This is a genomic window from Bradyrhizobium sp. UNPF46 (assembly GCF_006658625.1).
GTDB classification, from domain to species: Bacteria; Pseudomonadota; Alphaproteobacteria; order Rhizobiales; family Xanthobacteraceae; genus Bradyrhizobium; species Bradyrhizobium nitroreducens.
The window spans coordinates 20148-40159 of sequence record NZ_LFJB01000072.1 but is presented as its reverse complement, the minus strand read 5'-3'; the positions used below and the strand labels follow the sequence as shown (position 1 = coordinate 40159).

The following is a 20012-nucleotide window of genomic DNA, read 5'->3' as shown; positions in this document are numbered from 1 at the left end:
CAGGATCACGGCAACATCGATCCCCTCCTGGACGATCGCGGCGGGTACGGGATCGAGCCAGCCAAGGCTGGCAGCCGCCATTGCCGCCAGTGACAACCCCATCCCGACGAAGATGCTTTGCAGGGCGATGCGCTGTGCGCGCTGGGCGATGATGATCGCCTCGCCGACCCGATCGAGCCGATCGGTGAGAATCACCACATCTGCCGCCTCGGAGGAAGCGCTTGCACCGCGCGCACCGAGCGCGATCCCCGTGTCGGCCACGGCCAGCGCCGGGGCGTCGTTGATGCCGTCGCCGACCATGATGGTGGGGTACAGCCGCTGTTCGCTGCGCACCGCCTCGACCTTGTCCGAGGGAACGCGATCGGCCAGCACGGCATCGAGATCCAGCGCCGCTCCGATGGCCTGCGCCGCTGCGGCGCGATCACCCGTGACCATCACCATGCGCGCAATGCCGGCATCGCGCAGCAGCCGGATCGCGCGCGGCGTATCGGCCCGCAATTCGTCCGCCAGCAGCAACGCGCCGATGAGACGGCCGTCCACCGCGACGAAGACGATCAGCGCCGAGCGCCACGAGGCACGTCGAATTGCCCGCAACTCCCATGGCGAAAGCTCGGAACGCGAGAGAAGCATCTCTCGCGAACCGGCCATGACCTGGCGTCCGTCGATCCGGCCGCTGAGGCCGGAACCCATGGTCTCCTTGACGTGTTCCGGCGGCTTCAGCTCGAGCCCCCGGGCGAGGGCCGCAGCGACGACGGCCTTCGCGAGCACGTGATGCGAAGCCTGCTCGAGCGACGCCCCGAGCGTGAGGACCTCATCCGGATCTTCGCCCGGCGCAACCTCTACGGCCAGCAATCGCGCCCCGCCCACCGTCAGGGTACCGGTCTTGTCGAAGAGCACGGTGTGCGCGCGGGCCAACGCCTCCAGCGCCTTCCCGCCCTTGATCAGGATGCCGCGGCGGGCCGCTCGCGCCACCCCGGCGATGAAGGCGACGGGTGCGGCCAGAATCAAGGGGCACGGCGTCGCCGCCACCAGCACGGCAAGGCTGCGGGTCACGTCGCCCGAGATGTGCCATGCCACGTAGGAAACGACGAGTGTCACCGGCAGAAAGATCAGCGCATACCGGTCGGCCAACCGCACGAAAGGGGCTCTCGCCGTTTGCGCCGCCGTCACCATGCGAACGATGCCCGCATAGGTACTCTCGCTGGCCGCCGCGGTCACAGTCAATTGGAAGGTCTCGCCCGCGTTCAGAGAGCCAGAGAGAACGGCGCTTCCGCGCGTCTTCTCCACCGGAATCGGCTCGCCGGTCACCGCGGACTCGTCGATCGAAGCGAAGGCCGACGCAACGACGCCGTCGACCGGCACGATCTCGCCGGCCTTCACCAGAAGCTCTTCGCCGACCGCGACGTGCTCGATCGGAACATCCTCGATCCGCTCGCCGGACTTGCGGTGGACCTGCCGCGGCGCCCGGTCAACCAGAGATCGCAGATCGTGCTCCGCCCGGGCGACCGCGATCTCCTCCAGCACGTTGCCGCCGGAATACATCAGCGCGACCACGGCGCCTGCGAGCGGCTGTCCGAGCGCCAAAGCTGCACTCATCGACAGCAGCGCGATCGCGTCCACTCCGACGCGGCCTCGCAGAAGGTCCTGGACGATCGAGACCGCCAATCCCGCAATCACGGGCGCCGTGCCGAGCGCCCACGCGACATCGGCAGCCTCAGGCCGGCCCGCGGCTCGCGCGAGAGTACCCGCAGTCAATCCCGCGATTGCGATCGCAACCAGAGCCCATCGCAAGACCCGATCAAACGACATGGCTTGCAAACAACATGGCTCGGCGCGCCCGCCCTTCGAGTTCCACCCGCTATTGCTGCGGGACGGCGCTCTTGTTCCTGTGCATGAACGCCATCATCTCTTCCAAGGTGAGTTTGCCGTCCTTGTCGCGGTCCATGGCCTTGAAAAGGCGTTCGTGAGCGGCCTGAAACTCGGGCAACGAGACGGTCCCGTCACCATCGGCATCCATCAGCGCGAAGATGATGCGGAAGGCGACCGGCGGCTCCATGGCGTCACCGCCGGTCGCGCCATCCCCCTTCATTCCTTGCCCCTTCATTCCTTGTCCCATCATTCCGCGCCCCATCATTCCCATCATGTCTCCACCGCGCGTCGGGCTCTGCCGCTCGGCGGATGGGTTGGCTGGAGGACTCGCCTGCGGCGACGCCGGCGCCTGCTCCTGTCCGGGATGATGGTTCTGATGGTCCGCCGGCGATTGAGCCAAGGCTGGTTGGCCCAGGATGGCGAACAGCAACGCTGCAGCGACGGTTCGACCTAGCATGGCGCTTCCTCCGACCTTGGTGTGAGTTCACGGAGGTTGGTCGAACTTCACCGAATTTACCTTGAGCCAAGTCAAGAAAGCGGCGAGATCACGCAAGTGGGATCTCCACCAGCGCAGCCAGCGGCCTCCTCTGCCGATAAAGCCATGTTCCCGTGCGTTAGCCACCACCGCGGCGGGCGCAGCCGATCGCTTCCGTGAGCACCTTGCGGTCGCCGATGTGATTGGCGAGCAACAGGATCAGTCGGGCGTTCATGCGCAGCGCCTGCTCCTCGTCGAGATCGCGCTGGCTGTTGATCAGCTCGGCGTAGAAATCGTCGGGATCGGCGATGTTCGGTGACAGATTGAGCATCATGCCGCAAGCTCCGTCCGGTCGGCAGCGTCGTGGCCAGAGGCGCGCAGCACCGCCTGGGTGATCTTGGCCTCGTCGAATCCGCTCCAGCGCGCGGCGACATATTGATCGGGGCGGAACAGATAGGTGGTCCCGGGCGCGGCGCCGTAGCGCTGCGCGAGGAGACCCGTGGGATCCTCGATGTCGCGACCGACGAGAATGAGCCTGGCCGCGAACGGCCCCACCGCGATCTCCGTCTTGTCGCTCACCTTGCCGAAGGCCACGACCGTGAAGCCATCGCCGAGACAATGCAGGAACCAGGCCGGCTTGCCGTCAACCGCAATCGGCGCATCGGCGGCATTCGTACCGGGGCGCATGCCGCCCATCATCGCGTCATGGTCGGGCGTGTTGAGCACCGACGTCACGTAAGGGGTCGGCGTCGAGAGCCGGCCGCTGTTGACCAGCGGTCGCGCGAAGCCGTGATGCCGGGCGAGCTCGAGCACCGCGTCGCGGAAGTAGCGGCTCGGCTTCGTCTTCGGCGTGATGAAATCGGTGGCCCGCGTCGAGTTCAGGATGTTGTCGTCCGCAGCATACGCGCGCTCCTCGTGATAGCTGTCGAGCAGCGCTTCCGAGGCTTCACCGCGCAGCACCATCGCGAGCTTCCAGGCGAGATTGTCGATGTCCTGGACGCCGGTATTGGCGCCGCGTGCGCCGAATGGCGAGACTTGGTGGGCAGCATCGCCGGCGAACAGCACCCTGCCTTGACGGAAATTGTCGATGCGCCGACAGGCAAACTGGTAGATCGAGACCCATTCGAGCGCGAACTCGGTATCCTCGCCGAGCATGGCGCGGATGCGCGGGATCACCCGCTCGGGCCGCTTTTCCTCCTCCGGATTGGCGTCCCAGCCGAGCTGGAAGTCGATGCGCCAGATGTTGCCGGCCTGCCGATGCAGCAGCACCGACTGGCCGGGATGAAACGGCGGATCGAACCAGAACCAGCGCTCGGTCGGGAAGTCCGCCTTCATGGCGACGTCGGCGATCAGGAAGCGGTCCTGGAAGAACTGTCCGGTGAACTCGGCGCCCACCATCTTGCGCACGTCGGAATTTGCCCCGTCACAGGCGATCACCCATTGCGCCTCCATGGTGAAGATGCCGTCGGGCGTTTCCACCGCCAGCGTCGCATGGTCGGCGCCCTGCCTGAGGCTGAGAAGACGGTGCTTCCAGCGCAGCTCGATCAGCGGATTGGCCCGGCATTTGGCCACCAGCATCTCTTCCAGATGATATTGCTGCAGATTGATCATGGCCGGCCATTGATGGTCGGCCTCCGGCAACAGATCGAACTGGTAGGACAGTTCGTCCTGGAAGAACACCTTGCCGACATTCCAGCTCACGCCGCGCTCGACCATGGGCGCCGCGCAGCCGAGGCGGTCCCATATTTCCAGCGGACGCTTGGCATAGCAGACCGCGCGCGAGCCGATCGAGACGGTGTCGTTGTCATCGAGCACGATCACCGGCTGGCCGCGGGCCGCGCAATCGAGCGCCGCGGTCAGGCCGATGGGACCTGCGCCGATCACCACGATCGGATGCCGCTTCACGATCCCCTCGGCCTGCTCCCGGGAGCGCCGATAGCCGAACTTCGGATAGATGTAGCTCGTCATGTTCGCTTCCTGATGCACGGGCCCGGGATCAATGCGCGTCCGCGAATTCCTTCTCGTGCATCCAGGCGGTGTGGCGCGGCGGACGCTTGGTGCGCGACCATTCCTCGACCATCTCGTGCGCGACCGACTTCATGCGGTCGATCTGCTCGGGCGTGGCGGTCCAGGCCGCGATCTCCAGGCGGTGGCCGCTGGGATCGCGGAAATAGATCGACTTGAAGATGGTGTGATCGGTGACGCCGACGACGTCGAGGCCGGCGGCTTCCGCGCGCGTCTTGGCCTCTTCGAGCTCGGCGAGATCCTTGACCTGGAAGGCGATGTGCTGGGTCCAGTCCGGCGTGTTGGGATCGCGGCCCATCGGCGGCGAGTTCGGCAGCTCGAAGAAGGCGAGGATGTTGCCGTTCCCGGCGTCGAGGAAGATGTGCATGTAGGGATCCGGCGCCTTGGTCGAAGGCACCCGGTCCTCGGCGATGGCGCCGAGAAGATCCATGTTCATGACCTTCTTGTAGAACTCGACCGTGGCCTTGGCGTCGACACAGCGATAGGCGACGTGGTGGATCTTCTCGATCTTCATGATGTTCCGCTCCCTGGATCTGCCGTTGCGAAATTGGTATCAGATGTTACTATTTCCGAGATTTGATCTGGATCAATTGGCTCGGAAGAATCTGCCATGGACCGGCGAGGCGGAAACGGCGTGATGGGACGTTCGGGCGAGTCGCGAGGGCGGGAAGCGACCGAGCGCGCTACGGCGCAGGATGATGGCGGGCTCGACCTGCAGCGATATTTTCCTTACCGGCTGGCGCGGCTCGCCGAGCAGGTGTCACTGGCGGTTGCCGAGGTCTACGCCGAACGCTTTGCGCTGACGCGGCAGGAATGGCGCGTGCTCGCCATTCTCGGCGCGCGGGCGGAAATCGCGACCAAGGAGATCGGTCCGCTGACGACGCTCGACAAGATGCAGGTCAGCCGCGCCGTCCAGGGACTTCAGGCGCGCGGCATTGCGAGCCGCAAGCACCATCCCGACGATCGGCGCGAGCTGATCGTCTCGCTGACCCCGGCCGGCCGCGCCCTCTATCGCAAGATCGTGCCTTTCGCGCTGGCGCGCGAGACGGAGCTGCTCGCGGCGCTCACCGCCGAGGAGGTGAGAGTGCTCGACCGGGTGATGCACAAGCTGTCGGCGGCGTTGAGCTAGCCGGCAGCCATCCCTGCACTTGATCCGCCTCAAGCACTGCGCGGAAGCAGGTGGCAAACAGGTGCTACAGTGGCCCCGCCCCCCGCACATCGGCTCTCGGACAGATCATGATGCCTCAGAACACGCCGAAGCTTGTTCGCTCCCTCACGCTGACTCATGCGGTGCTCTATGGGCTCGGCGTCACGATCGGTGCAGGGATTTACGTTCTGGTCGGCGCGGCGGCCGCACGGAGCGGCATGCACGCGCCGCTGGCGTTTCTTGCCGCGGCATTCGTGATGGGGATGACCGCGGGAACGTTCGCCGAATTGGGCACACGGATGCCGGTTGCGGCAAGCGAAGCAGCCTACGTGCAGACCGCCTTCCATCGAAAATGGCTCGGCGGCGCCACCGGGCTGCTGGTGGTCGCGGCGGCGACGATTTCCGGCGCCACCATCAGCGTGGGAAGCGCCGGCTATCTCGGCGTCTTCCTTCCGCTGTCGTCTGGCTGGATCATTGCCGGCGTCGTGCTGGCGATGGGGGCCGTCGCCTGCCTCTCCGCGGTCCAGTCCGTCAGCTTCGCCGGCCTGATGACGGTCGTGGAGATCGGTGGATTGCTCCTCATCGTTGCGGCCGGCCTGTCCGAGGGTGGCGTGCTGGTGTCGCGGCTGCCCGAAATGTGGCCCGCGACCGGCGACCTCGGAGCCTGGACCGGGATCGCCCAGACCTCGCTGCTGGCCGTGTTCGCCTTCATCGGCTTCGAGCACCTCGTCAACATCTCCGAGGAGATGAAAAATCCTCGCCGGACCTTGCCGTGGGCGCTCTTCATCACGCTAGGCGCGACGGCAGTCCTTTACGCAGCGGTGGTCTGGATCGCCGTCACCGCGGTGCCGCCAGCCGAGCTCGCCCGCTCCGCTGCCCCGCTGGCGTTGGTCTTTCAGCGGCTGACCAGCCTCCCTCCGCAGATTCTGGGTGCGATTGCGATCGTGGCCACAGCGAATGGCATCATCGTCCACATGATCATGATCGCCCGCGTGCTGTACGGTTTGGCCGACCAGGGCAATCTTCCGCCGATCCTCGCCAAGGTGAGCCCCAGAACCGGCACGCCCATCGTCGCGACCTTGTGTGGCGTCGCGGCCATCCTGATCTTCGCACTCGCCGTTCCGCTCACGGGACTGGCCGAGTGGACGTCGCGATTGACACTGGCAATCTTTGCCCTGGTCAACCTCGCGCTTCTTCGCATCAAGCTGACGGAGCCGAAGGCGCCGTCCGGCGTGTTCCTCGTACCGGCGTGGGTGCCGGTCGCGGGACTGCTCACAAGCGCCTGCGTGCTTTTGATCGACCTCATCGGATGAGGCCGTGACCCAGTCGCGACCGGCTTCTCGAGCGATTTCAGGCGGAGCGGAAGATCTGCGGCCCTAAAGAGGAGCGGCTTTGACGCCAGCCAGCGCGCATCAGGCGCGCCCTGGACCGGGACACGCAGCTAAACGCAAACCCCGACGACCACGGAAATATTGTCGCGGGTCCCTGCCGAGATCGCTCGCCTGACAAGTTTCTGGATGATGATGGCAGGAGACGCCGAAAGCTGAAGGAAGGTTTCGATCTCCGTATCGTTGAGAGCGTCTGTCAGTCCGTCTGTGCACAGCAGGACTTTGTCTCCGACCTGCAACGGCGGTTCGACGCAGACGTGCGGCACGATCGCGAGCGGAAAGGTCGAGCCGCCCAGAGCCTGCGTGATTCCATGCGTTCGGGCCGGCGCTATGCCCTCGCCCGGCGGGAGTACCACATCTTCATGGCTCAGTTTGTGGAGACCTCCACTGCTGAGTCGGTAGGCTCGGCTATCGCCCACGTTGAACGCGATCATGGCTGTTTCCTGCAGCACCAGGCCGGCTATGGTCGTGCCCATGCCGATCCGGGTAGGCTCATCCATCAGCTCGTAGAGCCGCTCATTGGCCGCATGCAACGCCGTCTCGCAGGCGGCCGAGCCGTCCAGCAAGCCATCCTGCGAGGTCAGGAAGGCCAAGGCAGCGTGGCTGGCAAGATCACCGTGGGGATGGCCCCCCATGCCGTCGGCGACCAGCAGTGCATGGGGCGAGCCTGTGAGCCGCAGCGCGACTACGTCCCGTAGGTCCTCCTGAAAGATCGTTCCGCCGACGAAGACCGCGTCTTCGTTGCGGACACGCACAGCCCCCCGATGGGTGAACAACGCTATGTCGTGAATTCGCATAACTTGCGGCCCGCTTCAGATCGCCAGAGGTTCACCGTCACGCAGACGGCGAATAGCGGGAAATGCCTCCGCATGCGAGTCCCATGCCGCGCCGTGAATCGGGACAACGCAGCCGGCCCGCATCGCTTGTGCAAATTTCAGGAGATCCTCAGGAGATGCATGGCCGCTCGTATGCAGGTGGCAGGCTCGGGCGCCGCCGGCAGCAAAAGACGCGTTGACGGCCCGGCCACCCTCGCCGTCGAGATAGCCGCGCCACATCGACCAACTCCAGGCATCGTCCGGCCCCGGAGCGACGTTCTGGCGCGCGTAGTCGCGCATAAGGGACTTGCGCGTCATCACCACCCAACGTGCTGGCTCGTCGTTGAGTTGGCGGGCCGCGATGCCGTGATCGGCCATGCGAGCCACGAAAGCGTCGCGGCCTTTGGCGCGATACATCTGCGCAAATGCACTGGTGATCACAACCTTTATCTGGTCCCATCCTGGCCGCGGCAGGTTGGCATGCTCGCTCAGGAGTTCGAGGACTTCGGCCGTGTAGAGGTCGATGACGAGTGTCCGATTGGCCTTGAGGCAAGCGCGATAGAGCGTAACGGTCCGGTCGATGTTCTGGGCCGACCAAGTAACGAACACGCGGCCTCCAGTCTCCTCAAACAGTTTCCGGAAACCGGCCTCAAGCTCATCTTCACTCATCCACGGCTTGTCGGCGCCGAGATTGGTGCCTTCGAGCAGCAACACGTCGATCCCGGGCGGCGGTGCAGACATGAGGCGGCTGACAAGCGATCCCTTGCGGCCGTGTACCCGGAAATCGCCGGAATACAGAAGACGTTTTCCCTCAACATCGATCAGCAGCATGTAGGCGTCGAACGCAGAGTGATCGGTCAGGAAGGGGGTGACGGTGAATGGGCCGACCACGAACGGATGGCCACTGGTCCAGTTGTGAAAGTCGCGAATGATCGGCTCGCCAACGATGGCGGCCGTGAGCTTGACAAGCTTTTCGGTTGCCGCACCGGAGTGCACGGACCACTCGTTCGGAGCCGCCTGAAGCAGGCCATAGTGGTCTTGGTGAGGGTGCGAGATAAGTATCGCAGCCGGCGAACCACCGAGATCGAGCGTTGCGGGCAGTAGTCCGGCCGCATCGCCTTCTCCATCAAGCGGTCGGCCGATGTCGAGCAGGAGGCGGCTTCCGTCGGACGCGACGACCTCGATGCAGTTGCCACCGATCTCCTGGGTCGAGCGATGGACCGTGAGCCGAACTGTCATCGGCTCCCGGTCTCCGTGACGTTACCGTCGAGGAAGCGGAAGAATTTGTCCAGCGCGGCGGTCATGCGCTCGTCTCGTCCATCGAGGCCGATGATGTCGGATTGGAGCGACAGCGGAGCAGCCAACAGGTCGCGCTGCCAGATCTCCTTGGAGTACGGCGAAGATACTGTCGGACCAACGATCAAAAGCGGTACGCCCTCGAACACGGCTTTCGGCGTGAATATCTCGGGCAGGTTCTCTTGCTTCAGACACAGACCGAGGGCTTTAATTGCGTCCGTGTAGACGTCTTTGATATTTCGACGCAAGGCTTCGGAGCCGAGCTGAGATCGGTACCGTCGAATCTGGCTAACTACAGCCGCGCTTTCTCCGCTGCTGCGCGCCTCTGCATTGTCGGACCTCTTCACCTCGACGAACACCAGAGTACCCTGTGGCGTCAAGAATAGGCAGTCGATCATGTCCTGCGTCTTCGACTCTGCGTCCGCAGGCTGAGGCGCGCCGGGAAATCGGCACTCGATGTCGAGCAAGCGGGCGCGATCCGGCCGCACGCTCGATGCAGCAAGTGAAAACTCCGAAAACAGCGAGCTGACGATCGACAGCTCCCTGTTAGGCGAGCGGTACCCTTTGCATTTGTCTTTGATCGCTCGGTACTCGCTATACCGGTCCGATGGGATGCGGACGTCGCGGGAGCTGCCGTTGTCGGGAATATCGAGATAGCGGTTGTTGCTAAGCATCTCTCCGCCTTTGTAGACGCACAAGCGCGCACCGCCGTAATAGAAATGGACTTCGTTCTCGCGGATTGCCGGAAAGACCTCGCCCAGCAACAGGTCGTTCAACAACCCGGTTTTCGCGAAAAACGGATGCGCGTGCAAACCCGGGACATCATCAAAATATCTCTTCAGACCTGTCGCGCTCATTATGTGAACGTTCCTTTGACTATGGCGAGGTAAGGAGCTGCCCCGCGAGGGCGGCCCCGTGCGGGCGCGGCTCGGATACCTGCGATCAGCGAAGGCGCGATTCGGGTCGGGCCCAAAAGCTATTTTATCACAACATCCATTACCCGAGGTCCGGGCCCGCGCGGTTCGGATGGTTCTGGATCACGCGAGCGCGCATCCCTCGCGCGGCGGGAACCTCGAATTTTCCAGCCGCCTGTGACGCAGCTCACATCTCCACGGTGCGTTTTGCCGTACCTCAGTCGTCTCGGGGACAGACCTGAAGCGAATGGAGATATCGCATGAAGCGCCTGACCCTTTCCATGGTTGCCGCCCTGCTTGCGGTTGGAGCAGCGACCAGCGTGCTCAAATCGCACTCTTTGTTTCCTTTCGGCAAGAGCGGCATGCCCCCCATCGGTGAACTTCAGAGCGCGGATCAGATCCGCAGCCTTCCGGTCCAGGATTTCGTGGATCGCACGTTTGAGTTTCCGAAGGAAGCCAAGCAATAGGCACGCACCAAAAGTCGCAAGAAGGTCTCTCGCCGACGCTGTTGTATGCGCCGGCCGCCATCGTATACTTCGCCAAACTCGCGCGTATACGGAGAGATCGCGATGAAGGAATTCCTACTTGCGTGCCTGGCTGCGATCGCGATGGGCGCGGTCGCAGTTGTCGTGCTTAACCGGATTCAAGAGCCGGTGCAGCAGGCCTTTGCCACAAGTGCCGTGCGTCTCTGACGAGGCATCGCGGAAACAACGTCGGACCGGCTATTCTGCGGCGGTGACCGCCGGATTGGGATTCGCATCACCGGCACGCGAGCGGGCGTTCTGCTCATCCAGCCACAGACTGTGGTGCTCCCTGGCCCAATTGACATCGACCTCGCCGGAGCCCATTGCCTCGAAGGCCCCTTCCATGCCGATCGTACCGATATAGATGTGTGCCAGCATCGCCGCGACGAACAGAACCGCCACGATCGAGTGGAGGATCTGGGCAAGCTGCATGCCTTCAATGCCGCTGACGTAGAACGGGAACATCAGCTGATATCCGGTCGCGGCAACCAGACCGCCACCGACGACGACGATCCAGTAAATCCCCTTCTGGCCGGCATTGAACCGAGGCGCCGGTGGATGGTCGTGGAACAGGCCGCCCCCGCGCTTGATCCAATCGATGTCGACCTTGCCGGGGATGTTGCCGCCGATCCACATCAGGAAGATCAGCACCACACCGAGGGTGAAGGGAAAGCTCAGATAGTTGTGGGCGTATTTCGCCCATTGCGACCATTCGGAGAAGGCCTCGAAACCGATCAGCGGCAAGAGCAGCGGGCGGCCGAACGTGATGTTGAGGCCCGAGATGGCGAGAATGACGAAGCAGGTTGCCGTCATCCAGTGGACGAAGCGCTCAAAGCCGGAAAACCGCACGATGGTGCGCCCGGAGCGCCCACCCTCGATCCGGACCATGCCGCGGGTCAGATAGAAGATCAGGATGACTGCGATCATGCCGAGGATGGCGACGCCGCCGATCCACCGCAGCGTGACGTTGCGGAATTCGCGCCACTCGCGGCCCTGCGGCTGCTCAAGCACCCCGGAGCGCTGGTCGGGAATGCTGACGCGGCCCTGGATGCGGTTGAGCTCCTGCAGGAGCTGCTGTTCCTTGACGGAACTGGCGGTCGGATTGACCTGCTGCGCGCTCGCCGGTGTCGCCGAGACCAGCAGGAGAAATGCCCAGGCTCCGACGACCAGGCGGATCAGTCCAAGAAACGACGCCATCAGTTCCTCCCCACGTCCCAGCGCGCCCACACGCGATCTGCGATCAGGACTCGATCGACTCCCGATACGCCGTCTTCCAGCCCCAGGCGCCGGAGCCATAGCCGCGCTTCATCACGCGCTCCTTGTAGATCTGGGCGATGATCTCGCCGTCACCGGCAAGCAGCGATTTGGTCGAGCACATCTCGGCGCACAGCGGCAGCTTGCCCTCGGCGAGCCGGTTCGCGCCGTATTTCTCGTACTCCTCCTTGCTGCCATCGGCCTCAGGGCCGCCGGCGCAAAAGGTGCACTTGTCCATCTTGCCGCGCGAGCCGAAATTGCCGACCTTCGGATATTGCGGCGCCCCGAACGGGCAGGCGTAGAAGCAATAGCCGCAGCCGATGCAGAGGTCCTTCGAGTGCAGCACCACGCCGTCGGCGGTGGTGTAGAAGCAGTTCACCGGGCAAACCGCAGCGCATGGCGCATCCGTGCAGTGCATGCAGGCCATGGAGATCGAGCGCTCGCCCGGTTTGCCGTCGTTGATGGTCACCACGCGGCGCCGGTTGATGCCCCAGGGCACCTCATGCTCGTTCTTGCACGCCGTCACGCAGGCGTTGCACTCGATGCAGCGGTCAGCGTCGCAGAGAAACTTCATTCGAGCCATGTTCGTTGCTCCCTCAAGCCGCCACGATCTGACAAAGCGTGACCTTCGGCTCCTGCATGCCCGTGGCCGGGTCGTAACCGTAGCTCGTGATCGTGTTGGCGCTCTCGCCGAGCACGATCGGGTCGGTACCCGCCGGATAGTTCTTGCGCAAGTCAGCGCCGCCGAGCCAGCCGCCGAAGTGGAACGGCATCCAGGCCACGCCCTTGCCGACGCGCTCGGTGACCAGCGCCTTCATCCTGGCGCGCGAATTGTTCTCGGCGCCGCTCACCCAGACCCAGCCGCCGTCCTTGATGCCGCGGTCCGCAGCATCGGCGGGGCTGATCTCGATGAACATGTCCTGCTGCAATTCGGCGAGCCAGGGGTTGGTGCGCGTCTCCTCACCGCCGCCCTCGTATTCGACCAGGCGGCCGGACGAAAGGATCAGCGGGAACTGCTTGGCGATCCCCTTCTCCACCGCCGCCTTCTGCACGGAGAAGCCGATATTGGGCAGGCGGAACTGCTTGGCATCCGGCAGCGTCGGATATTTCGCGACCAGGTCGACGCGCGGCGTGTAGATCGGCTCGCGGTGAACCGGAATGGGGTCCGGAAGGCCGAACGCGTTCATGCGCGCCTTGCCGTTGCCGAACGGCACGCAGCCATGCTTGAGCGCCACGCGCTGGATGCCGCCTGAGAGATCGAGCGACCAGGACACCGCGTCCGGGTTGGCCGGATTGATCTTCTTGATCGTGGCCATCTCCGTCTCGGTGAGATCGGTGTCCCAGCCGAGCTTCTTCAGGCTCGCCAGCGTGAACTCGGGATAGCCGTCCTCGATTTCCGAGCCCTTCGGAAAGGACTTGTCCGCGAGCAGGCTGACTTTCCGCGTGGTGCCGTCCGCCAGCTTTTCCTCGCGCTCGATGCCGAAGCGCGGGCGGAATGCGCCGCCGCCGTCCATGACGCCCAGATTGGTGTTGTAGAGCAGCGGCGAACCGGGATGCCGCACCTCGGGCGAGCCCCAGCAGGGCCACGGCAGGCCGTAATAATCGCCGCCGACTTCCGGATCGTCCTTCGGCGCGCGCATGGTCACCAGGTCGAACTTGTGCTGATTCTTCATGTGCGCCTTGATGCGCTCCGGCGACTGGCCGCAATAGCCGGTCGACCAGCTGCCGCGGTTGATCTCGCGAAGCACGTCCTCGGCGACCGGAAGATTGTTCTCGACCTTGATGTTCTTGAACATCTTGTCGGCGAAGCCGAGCTTCTTCGCCAAGAGGTAGATGATCTCGAGATCGTCCTTGGATTCGAACACCGGCTTGACGATCTGTTCGCCCCACTGCATCGAGCGGTTCGAGGCGACGCGCGATCCCGTGCATTCGAACTGGGTGGCGACCGGGAGAATGTAGACGCCGTCCTTGCGGCCGGCTTCCACCGCGAGCGAGGCCCAAGTGGTCGGATGCGGGTCCGCAATCACCAAAAGCTCGAGCGCCGCCAATCCCTTCAGCGATTCAGGAATGCGCGTGATGCTGTTGCTGGCGTGCCCCTGCACGAAAACCGCCTTGACGTTGTCCTTCTGGGCGACGTCCGCCTTCGGCAGCAATGCCGCGTCGAACCAGCGCGTCAGCGGGATGCCTGGCGTCTCCATCTGCTTCTTTTCGTCGAAGCGCGACACCAGATAGTCGTAGTCGACCTCCCAGACCCGCGACCAGTGCTTCCACGCACCCTCGGCGAGCCCGTAGTAGAAGGGCAGCGTCACGATATCGAGCCCGACATCGGTTGCGCCTTGCACGTTGTCGTGGCCGCGGAGGATGTTGGCCCCAGCGCCGGACTTGCCGATATTGCCGGTCATCAGCAGCGCGATGCAGCTTGCGCGCACGTTTGCCGTGCCGACCGTGTGCTGGGTCTGACCCATGCACCAGATGATCGTCGCGGGCTTGACGGTGGCAAACATCTTGGCGACACGCTCGAGCTGCGCACCGGGCACCCCGGTCACGCGCTCCGTTTCCTCGGGAGTCCACTTCTCGACTTCCTTGCGGAGGTCGTCGAAGCCGTAGACGCGCTGCGCGATGAATTCCTTGTCTTCCCAGCCGTTCTTCAGGATGTGCCACATCATGCCGTAGAGCACGGGGATGTCGGTGCCGGGACGGATGCGCACATATTCGGTCGCATGCGCCGCGGTGCGCGTCATACGCGGATCGAATACGATGAAGTTGGCGCGGTTGATTTCCTTGGACTCCAGCATGTGCTGCATGCCGACCGGATGCGCCTCGGCGGCGTTGCTGCCGATGAACAAGAGAGTCTTGGAGTTGCGGATGTCGTTGATGCTGTTGGTCATCGCGCCGTAGCCCCAAGTGTTGGCTACGCCGGTGACAGTGGTCGAATGGCAGATGCGGGCCTGGTGATCGGTGTTGTTGGTCCCCCAGAAGGCGCCGAGCTTGCGGAAGAGATATGCGCCTTCGTTCGTCATCTTGGCCGATCCGAGCCAGTAGACGGAATCGCTGCCCGATTTCTCGCGAATCTGCGAGAGCTTGTCGCCGATCTCGTTGACCGCCATGTCCCACGAGACTCGGGTCCACTGACCGTTCACGAGCTTCATGGGATAGCGCAGGCGGCGATCGCTGTGCACGAGCTCGCGCACGGAAGCACCCTTGGCGCAGTGCGATCCACGATTGATCGGCGAGGACCAGCTCGGCTCCTGTCCGATCCAGACGCCGTTGAGGACTTCCGCGGTGACGGTGCAACCGACCGCGCAATGCGTGCAGATGCTCTTCTTGACGGTCGCGCCGGCGCTCAGCGGACCGGCCATTGCGGCCTCCGCCTTCCGCACGCCGCCGGTCGGCAACGCGCTCAATGCGGCAAGCCCGCCGCCGGCGAGGCCCGAGCGGCGCAGGAAGGTGCGGCGATCGAGACCGCCGCCCTGCGCCGACAGGGATTCGGCGATCGATCCGCGGGATTGAGCATCGGAGCGCTGGCGTTGTGTTCTCTTGATCAGCACGGCCGCCTCCCCTCAGGCAGGATAACGATTGACGCGATAATACGTCTTGACGTGGTCGGTCTCCTTGTAGCGAGCCTTCCGCTTCTCGTCGTTGCTCTCACTGTCGGCTTGCGCGGACGTGGAGGAGATCAACGGCGTCGCCAGTGTCGCGCCGGCGCCGACCGTGCCGACGCCGACCTTGCGCAGGAAGTCACGCCGGCCGACTTTCACTTGCTTTTCGTCCTTCATCGTATCTCTCCCGGACCGACGCGAAGTCGATCAGTTCGTAAACGTGAATGCCTCAGTCTCGATGTCCATGAACACGCGGCCGACTGCCCCGACCGCACGATAGAATTTCGCCCTCTCCGTGTTCTCCATGTCGGCGAACATGCGCGTCATCCACGGCGACAGGTGTCTTTCGAAGAAGGCGCGTTGCGCTTCGACCGACGCCGGAAAACGGCCGGAGGCCAGGCCGGCCATGATCTCGCACAACGTCGCGGCGTGGTCCTCCGGCTCGAAATTGCTCTCGACGCGCTCGATGCCGAGCGTCGCGAGATCAGCTCGCAGCCGCGACAGCGGACGTTCATTGAGAAAGCCGGTCAGATAGTAGGATGCATAGGGCAGCAATTCGCCGCGCCCGAGACCTATGAACAGATCGAAATGTTCGCGCTCGACGTCGGCCAACATGGAATTCGACGCGGCTTCCGCCAGCATCGCATGAACGCGTCCGAGCGGCGTGTCATCCCCGTTCAATTCGGAAAGCCGGTCGAGCAATGTGCTGGACGGGGCTGCAGACAGCAATGTGGCGAGCAGCGCGTATTCCGCTGCGCGCGCCGCATCGACGGGATCGATGGCATCGTCCGGCAAGGTCAACTCGCTACCGTAGAGGTCGGGTCGAAGCTCGCGGCGCGGCACGCCGGTCACGCTCTCGACCGCAATGACCCGCTGTGCCGGCACCCTGCTCCAGCTCGAGACGGACGGTTGGCTGATGCCGATCCTGCGGGCAAGCTCGGCTACGCCACCCGCAGCACCGATCGCGCGATCAAGGCCCTCATCACGCACGTGGACCTCCCATCCCGAGCCAAGTGCTGACTATTTAGAGTGAATCAAAACTAGTTCCCCGATCTGGGGTGGTCAATCTCTCCCATAGCCTGAAGCTATATTCTTTGGTCGAGACGATGGAACGCAGGGGTTACGAGGCGTTCGATGACCCGTCGTCCGTAATGCCGGGAAGAGCGCCGCCGTGTTTGCGCCGCCGCAACGCCACGAGCACCCCTGCGATCTCCTTCTGCGGTGCAGCAGGTGATTGCGGAAGTTCGGCCGACACGGCTTGATCTCGCACGCTCGGATCGCGTTCCACTTCGGTTGAACGGGTTTGCTGGTCGATTTCACGCTCCGACCCGGCTGTTTGCGCGGCTTCCTGGGTGAGAGCGTCCCCGGTCGTCAGGTTGTCAGCGACGCGGCGCACACCGCCGACGATGCGATCGACCAACGCACTCAGCTCCGCATCGGAGCAATCGAGCGGCCCGAAGCCGGGCATCGCGTTCGGATCGTTGAAGTCCCACGCGTTCTCCGCGAGCCCCACGAAGTCGCGAATGACGGGATCGCTGGACCAGGCGCGACGAAGAGCCGCACGTGTCAATTCCTGGGGAATCCCCTTGCGCAAGAAGGCGGTGATGTCGGTCGCGGCGGTGATGGAATCGATCGACGGCAAGCTTGACAAGTCGATGTCCGGTTCACCCTGCTCGTCGCCTGACAGCTCTCGAGGATCGCTTGAGGGCACTTGGGCATCACGGGTTTCAACCGGAGGAGCCGCCTCGGACGACGGCGTCTCCGCCTTGGCCTCCCGCTTGCGGCGGGACCAGCGTGAAAGGAAATCCTCCTCCCTCATTCGCGCCCGCCTTCATGAGTGCGGCGCGCCAGCGCCTCGGGATCGGCGCGCCGCCGCCTCCGCTTGACGAATTCCTGCTCGACGTGGTGCTCGGCCAGGAAGCCTTCAATCGCATCGCGCACGACCTCCGGCATCGGCACGGCCTCGACCAGATTGGCGCCGGCTTCGGTGAACGCCTCTCCTTCCGCCGGATCGGCCGTCGCCGCGGCGACCGAATAGGGCCAGGCCCCCTCGGACGGACTGAGGACGACCCAGATGCCGGGATTTCCGGAGGTCAGATTATCTCGATACCGCGCGGTCTCGGAGCGATAAAGGTCGATCGTCGCCCGTCCCGCGTAGAACAGCGTGGCCTCGTCCTGCTCGCGCAGCGCTGTCCACGGCTCCATGTCCGGCTCGTCCGGCAGCACGGCGACACCTCGCCAGACGTAGTCGGCCCAGGGCGAGCTGGACTTGCGCCGTTCAACCACGACACCCACGGGAATACGCTGCAATGGGACGGCAGCAGGGCTCATGTCGCCACCTCAAGGTGCTTGATCGGCAGGCCGGTCAAGAGGTTCTGCGGCTTCATCCGGACCTTCTGATCCGCCATCATGGCGAGGATCAAATAGACCGGCTCGCCCTTCACGTCATCCGCGACCACGCCCGGGTCCGCAAAGGACAGCCGAAACAGCGCGAGCACCCGCCCCTCGTCGCGCTCATCGAGGGTTTCGCCCCGCCACAGCCGGTCTCCCAGCTTGGTGGCTTCCGCGTCGAGGCCGACATACCAGGCCAGTTTCGCATTGTGCAGCGCCGTCAGCGGTTCCACGACGACTTCGATCCCGAGCAGGTGGGAAATCCAGCGCGTGATCACTTGCGCCAAGGCGGCCGGGCCCGCTCCTCCGCCCGTGAGATCGAGCGCCATGTCGAACTGGTCGCTGCGCAGCCAGTAGGCGTCGGCGCTCTCCTCGCTGAGAACGTCGAGCTGCGCGTCGGTCACGGCCCCCAGCATCGACATCAGCGAGAGCACCGGCGTTGGACTGCGGCCGCCCACGATCTCTTCATCGCCGAGCAGCAGCGCCTGTTCATGCGGCAGAATGCGCTGCTGCCGGAAGAACAATTCGGCGGCGCGAAGCACGAATGGATCCTCGCAGCCGTCCAGCGCATTGCGCATGATGACGTGCACGAGATGATTCACAAACAAAGGAGGCAGGCTGTTCGTCCCGGAGCGGACCAGCGCGAGATAGGCCGCCTCCAGCGTCGGATGGCGCAGCAGAAGATCGCGAAGCGACAGCACGAACTGCCAATTCTCCCGCGCATCCGCATCCGCCATCGCGGCGATCTCGTCCGCTTCGACCGGCCGCCGCGGGTTTGCGAGCATGTCCCGATGCAACCGGCGTTCGACGGCGCAGGCCTCCTCCGGCGGCATCAGTTCGGGGCGCGCAAAATAGGCCTTCAGGAATTCGTCGGTGACGACGAGCCCGCCGCTCGCATTGCGGTCGAGAAGATGATGGCCGCAGGCGATCCAGAAATCCTTCATGGACGCTTCGCCTCCCGGCTCAGCCCGGCGAGGTCGAGACTGCCGTCGGCCGGCGCATCTTCGTCGTCGACCTCGAGGAAGGCGAACGCCTTGCCGTGGCCGGCCACGCCCTGCTTGCGCTGCAGGGTGCGAAACGCCTCGCGAATGTCGCCATCGACCGCGGTGCGATGCACCGCGATCAGCGTGTCGATCGGATGGGTGCAGAGCGACTGGGTGAAGGCAACCTCCTCCTGCGCGGCGACGCGCGCCGTCGCGATATCCGGCGCGCCAAACCGCTCGACCAGCCGGCTGGCCAACAGCTCCACCACGGCTGTTCGATCCGCTTCGCTCGCCTCCACGATCTGGACCAGGGTCGACCAGCCCCACGACTGCAGGCCGAGAAAGCCGCCGCGGAACGCCCAGCGGTCCTTGCCCTGAAGGGCTGAGGGATCCTGATCGCAGAAGCGAAAGGCGCCGGAGACCGCCCACTCGCCGGGCTCGGCCGGCACCTCGAAGACAAAGGTGTCGGACGGATCGAGCGCGATGGTGCGCAACAGCTTCACAGCCGCGGCCCTCCGAGCTTTGGGTCGAACCAGGTCGGGACGGACAGGGCCTGCGCGAGCTCGCGCCGTTCGGTCACCTCCGCCCCGATCCGGCGCGTGAGGAGATCGCCATTGCCGTCGATCCGCTGAATTATCTGGCGCTCGCGCGACAGCCGGCTGAGGAAATCACCCGCCACGCTTTCGAATCCATCCTCCTGCCAGAGGTCGGTCACCCGCATGAGATGACGCGCAAAGCCTTCCGTCACCTGTACGGCGCCGGCCTCGCCAAAACCTTCCTCGTCCAAGGCCGAGGCCAGTGGATGCATCCCTGGCTCGTTGCCGGTCATCGCCACGGTACGGATCATGGCGCCAAAGACCAGCCACGCGGGCGGTTCGTGCTCGCCCGCCGACGCGGGCCAGCCGAGCCGGCCCCCGCCCACCAATCCACCATCGACCTTGACGGTGTCCGGCCAGTCGATCGTGACCGGCTTGTTCGGCGGCGCATAGGCGCGCAAGGCGTCGGTCAGCGCAACCATGCCCGCGTAGAAGGCGCGACGCGCCGTGCGCAGCGGCTCGTCGAGCTCGAGCACCACGGCGAACTCAGCAAGGTCGAACCGTCCGACATACACCAGGGTCCCTGGACCGCTCTCCTGTGCAGTGCGGCAGGCGTGGCCAAAAGCATCCCCGCTCTCGCGCAACCGCACCAAAGTGAAGGGCGGCGGCAGGCTGATCTGGTCCACCGTGGAAGCGTGGGTCGTTGCGGTCCGCGACAGCGCCGTCCTCCAGTTTCCTTTTCTTCCCAATCAGGAATATCTATACGAGGAGAGACAGCGGCGCGAGTCCGCGAGCC

22 protein-coding genes are annotated in these 20012 nt (G+C 64.5%); 4 read left to right on the top strand and 18 right to left on the bottom strand.

Features of this window, described 5'->3' with window-relative positions; genetic code table 11:
- The 5 genes from UNPF46_RS26580 to UNPF46_RS26560 all read right to left on the bottom strand — a co-directional run.
- Positions 1-1809, bottom strand: a 1809-nt coding sequence (locus tag UNPF46_RS26580; protein ID WP_142251971.1) for a heavy metal translocating P-type ATPase, incomplete at its 3' end; no start/stop codon positions are given.
- A gap of 49 nt (positions 1810-1858) precedes the next feature.
- Positions 1859-2299 (bottom strand): EF-hand domain-containing protein, encoded by a 441-nt coding sequence (locus tag UNPF46_RS37680; RefSeq protein WP_502705502.1) that lies wholly within the window; start codon positions 2297-2299, stop codon positions 1859-1861.
- Positions 2300-2483: 184 nt separating this feature from the next.
- Positions 2484-2678 carry a DUF2783 domain-containing protein gene (locus UNPF46_RS26570; protein WP_100179269.1) on the bottom strand — a complete coding sequence of 65 codons (195 nt, stop codon included), beginning with the start codon at positions 2676-2678 and terminating at the stop codon, positions 2484-2486.
- Positions 2675-4312, bottom strand: coding sequence for an FAD-dependent oxidoreductase (locus UNPF46_RS26565; RefSeq protein WP_142251970.1), 1638 nt, complete (start codon positions 4310-4312; stop codon positions 2675-2677). The genes UNPF46_RS26570 and UNPF46_RS26565 overlap by 4 nt, the downstream gene beginning before the upstream one ends.
- 28 nt (positions 4313-4340) lie before the next feature.
- A complete protein-coding gene (locus UNPF46_RS26560; RefSeq protein ID WP_100179268.1) occupies positions 4341-4883 on the bottom strand; it encodes a VOC family protein in 543 nt (180 codons plus the stop codon).
- Between the two features lie 96 nt (positions 4884-4979).
- Between UNPF46_RS26560 and UNPF46_RS26555 the strand changes: the two genes are divergently transcribed.
- Together UNPF46_RS26555 and UNPF46_RS26550 are read left to right on the top strand one after the other, a co-directional pair.
- Positions 4980-5498 carry a MarR family winged helix-turn-helix transcriptional regulator gene (locus UNPF46_RS26555; protein WP_246668739.1) on the top strand — a complete coding sequence of 173 codons (519 nt, stop codon included), beginning with the start codon at positions 4980-4982 and terminating at the stop codon, positions 5496-5498.
- Between the two features lie 107 nt (positions 5499-5605).
- Positions 5606-6829: an APC family permease gene (locus UNPF46_RS26550; RefSeq protein ID WP_100179267.1), complete on the top strand. Its 1224-nt coding sequence runs from the start codon at positions 5606-5608 to the stop codon at positions 6827-6829.
- Positions 6830-6957: 128 nt separating this feature from the next.
- On the opposite strand, the gene UNPF46_RS26545 is transcribed toward UNPF46_RS26550, so the two are convergent.
- From UNPF46_RS26545 to UNPF46_RS26535, 3 genes are read right to left on the bottom strand one after another with little or no spacing between them, the layout of a single operon-like run.
- A complete protein-coding gene (locus UNPF46_RS26545) occupies positions 6958-7680 on the bottom strand; it encodes a PP2C family protein-serine/threonine phosphatase (RefSeq protein ID WP_181770122.1) in 723 nt (240 codons plus the stop codon).
- Between the two features lie 36 nt (positions 7681-7716).
- Complete coding sequence (locus UNPF46_RS26540) at positions 7717-8958, bottom strand: MBL fold metallo-hydrolase (RefSeq protein ID WP_142251968.1); 1242 nt, start codon at positions 8956-8958, stop codon at positions 7717-7719.
- Positions 8955-9872, bottom strand: coding sequence for a hypothetical protein (locus tag UNPF46_RS26535; protein ID WP_142251967.1), 918 nt, complete (start codon positions 9870-9872; stop codon positions 8955-8957). The genes UNPF46_RS26540 and UNPF46_RS26535 overlap by 4 nt, the downstream gene beginning before the upstream one ends.
- Positions 9873-10189: 317 nt before the next feature.
- On the opposite strand from UNPF46_RS26535, the gene UNPF46_RS26530 reads away from it, so the two are divergent.
- Both UNPF46_RS26530 and UNPF46_RS38570 read left to right on the top strand, forming a co-directional pair.
- Positions 10190-10396, top strand: a complete 207-nt coding sequence (locus UNPF46_RS26530) for a hypothetical protein (protein ID WP_142251966.1) — start codon at positions 10190-10192, stop codon at positions 10394-10396.
- Between the two features lie 102 nt (positions 10397-10498).
- Complete coding sequence (locus tag UNPF46_RS38570; protein WP_283811681.1) at positions 10499-10621, top strand: hypothetical protein; 123 nt, start codon at positions 10499-10501, stop codon at positions 10619-10621.
- A gap of 30 nt (positions 10622-10651) precedes the next feature.
- Here UNPF46_RS38570 and UNPF46_RS26525 read toward each other — a convergent pair whose 3' ends face one another.
- From UNPF46_RS26525 to UNPF46_RS26480, 10 genes are all read right to left on the bottom strand, one after another.
- Entirely contained in the window at positions 10652-11650 is a 999-nt protein-coding gene (locus tag UNPF46_RS26525) for a formate dehydrogenase subunit gamma (RefSeq protein WP_100179262.1), read from the bottom strand.
- A 43-nt stretch (positions 11651-11693) separates the two neighbouring features.
- Positions 11694-12290, bottom strand: coding sequence for a formate dehydrogenase FDH3 subunit beta (gene fdh3B, locus UNPF46_RS26520; RefSeq protein ID WP_100179261.1), 597 nt, complete (start codon positions 12288-12290; stop codon positions 11694-11696).
- A gap of 13 nt (positions 12291-12303) precedes the next feature.
- Entirely contained in the window at positions 12304-15255 is a 2952-nt protein-coding gene (locus UNPF46_RS26515; protein WP_142251965.1) for a formate dehydrogenase subunit alpha, read from the bottom strand.
- A gap of 12 nt (positions 15256-15267) precedes the next feature.
- A complete protein-coding gene (locus UNPF46_RS26510; protein ID WP_100179259.1) occupies positions 15268-15483 on the bottom strand; it encodes a twin-arginine translocation signal domain-containing protein in 216 nt (71 codons plus the stop codon).
- A gap of 30 nt (positions 15484-15513) precedes the next feature.
- Entirely contained in the window at positions 15514-16296 is a 783-nt protein-coding gene (locus UNPF46_RS26505) for a molecular chaperone TorD family protein (protein ID WP_142251964.1), read from the bottom strand.
- 130 nt (positions 16297-16426) lie between these two features.
- The gene (locus UNPF46_RS26500) at positions 16427-17125 is read right to left on the bottom strand and encodes a DUF3306 domain-containing protein (RefSeq protein ID WP_142251963.1); all 699 of its coding nucleotides are present in this window, start codon (positions 17123-17125) and stop codon (positions 16427-16429) included.
- A complete protein-coding gene (locus tag UNPF46_RS26495; protein WP_100179256.1) occupies positions 17122-17637 on the bottom strand; it encodes a DUF3305 domain-containing protein in 516 nt (171 codons plus the stop codon). The genes UNPF46_RS26500 and UNPF46_RS26495 overlap by 4 nt, the downstream gene beginning before the upstream one ends.
- Entirely contained in the window at positions 17634-18641 is a 1008-nt protein-coding gene (locus UNPF46_RS26490) for a DUF6352 family protein (protein WP_142251962.1), read from the bottom strand. Before UNPF46_RS26490 ends, UNPF46_RS26495 begins: the two co-directional genes overlap by 4 nt.
- Positions 18638-19183, bottom strand: coding sequence for a DUF6505 family protein (locus UNPF46_RS26485; RefSeq protein ID WP_142251961.1), 546 nt, complete (start codon positions 19181-19183; stop codon positions 18638-18640). Before UNPF46_RS26485 ends, UNPF46_RS26490 begins: the two co-directional genes overlap by 4 nt.
- Positions 19180-19902 carry a biotin/lipoate--protein ligase family protein gene (locus UNPF46_RS26480; protein WP_246668738.1) on the bottom strand — a complete coding sequence of 241 codons (723 nt, stop codon included), beginning with the start codon at positions 19900-19902 and terminating at the stop codon, positions 19180-19182. Before UNPF46_RS26480 ends, UNPF46_RS26485 begins: the two co-directional genes overlap by 4 nt.
- Between the last annotated feature and the right edge of the window lie 110 nt (positions 19903-20012).

What these genes read in the sequence shown, in the direction of transcription:
- UNPF46_RS26490 (WP_142251962.1), bottom strand. Translation starts at nt 18,641, where the DNA reads ATGAAGGATTTCTGGATCGCCTGCGGCCATCATCTTCTCGACCGCAAT.
- UNPF46_RS26495 (WP_100179256.1), bottom strand. Translation starts at nt 17,637, where the DNA reads ATGAGCCCTGCTGCCGTCCCATTGCAGCGTATTCCCGTGGGTGTCGTG.
- UNPF46_RS26550 (WP_100179267.1), top strand. Translation starts at nt 5,606, where the DNA reads ATGATGCCTCAGAACACGCCGAAGCTTGTTCGCTCCCTCACGCTGACT.
- fdh3B (WP_100179261.1), bottom strand. Translation starts at nt 12,290, where the DNA reads ATGGCTCGAATGAAGTTTCTCTGCGACGCTGACCGCTGCATCGAGTGC.
- UNPF46_RS26560 (WP_100179268.1), bottom strand. Translation starts at nt 4,883, where the DNA reads ATGAAGATCGAGAAGATCCACCACGTCGCCTATCGCTGTGTCGACGCC.
- UNPF46_RS26500 (WP_142251963.1), bottom strand. Translation starts at nt 17,125, where the DNA reads ATGAGGGAGGAGGATTTCCTTTCACGCTGGTCCCGCCGCAAGCGGGAG.
- UNPF46_RS38570 (WP_283811681.1), top strand. Translation starts at nt 10,499, where the DNA reads ATGAAGGAATTCCTACTTGCGTGCCTGGCTGCGATCGCGATGGGCGCG.
- UNPF46_RS26535 (WP_142251967.1), bottom strand. Translation starts at nt 9,872, where the DNA reads ATGAGCGCGACAGGTCTGAAGAGATATTTTGATGATGTCCCGGGTTTG.
- UNPF46_RS26565 (WP_142251970.1), bottom strand. Translation starts at nt 4,312, where the DNA reads ATGACGAGCTACATCTATCCGAAGTTCGGCTATCGGCGCTCCCGGGAG.
- UNPF46_RS26525 (WP_100179262.1), bottom strand. Translation starts at nt 11,650, where the DNA reads ATGGCGTCGTTTCTTGGACTGATCCGCCTGGTCGTCGGAGCCTGGGCA.
- UNPF46_RS26570 (WP_100179269.1), bottom strand. Translation starts at nt 2,678, where the DNA reads ATGATGCTCAATCTGTCACCGAACATCGCCGATCCCGACGATTTCTAC.
- UNPF46_RS26555 (WP_246668739.1), top strand. Translation starts at nt 4,980, where the DNA reads ATGGACCGGCGAGGCGGAAACGGCGTGATGGGACGTTCGGGCGAGTCG.
- UNPF46_RS26530 (WP_142251966.1), top strand. Translation starts at nt 10,190, where the DNA reads ATGAAGCGCCTGACCCTTTCCATGGTTGCCGCCCTGCTTGCGGTTGGA.
- UNPF46_RS26510 (WP_100179259.1), bottom strand. Translation starts at nt 15,483, where the DNA reads ATGAAGGACGAAAAGCAAGTGAAAGTCGGCCGGCGTGACTTCCTGCGC.
- UNPF46_RS26540 (WP_142251968.1), bottom strand. Translation starts at nt 8,958, where the DNA reads ATGACAGTTCGGCTCACGGTCCATCGCTCGACCCAGGAGATCGGTGGC.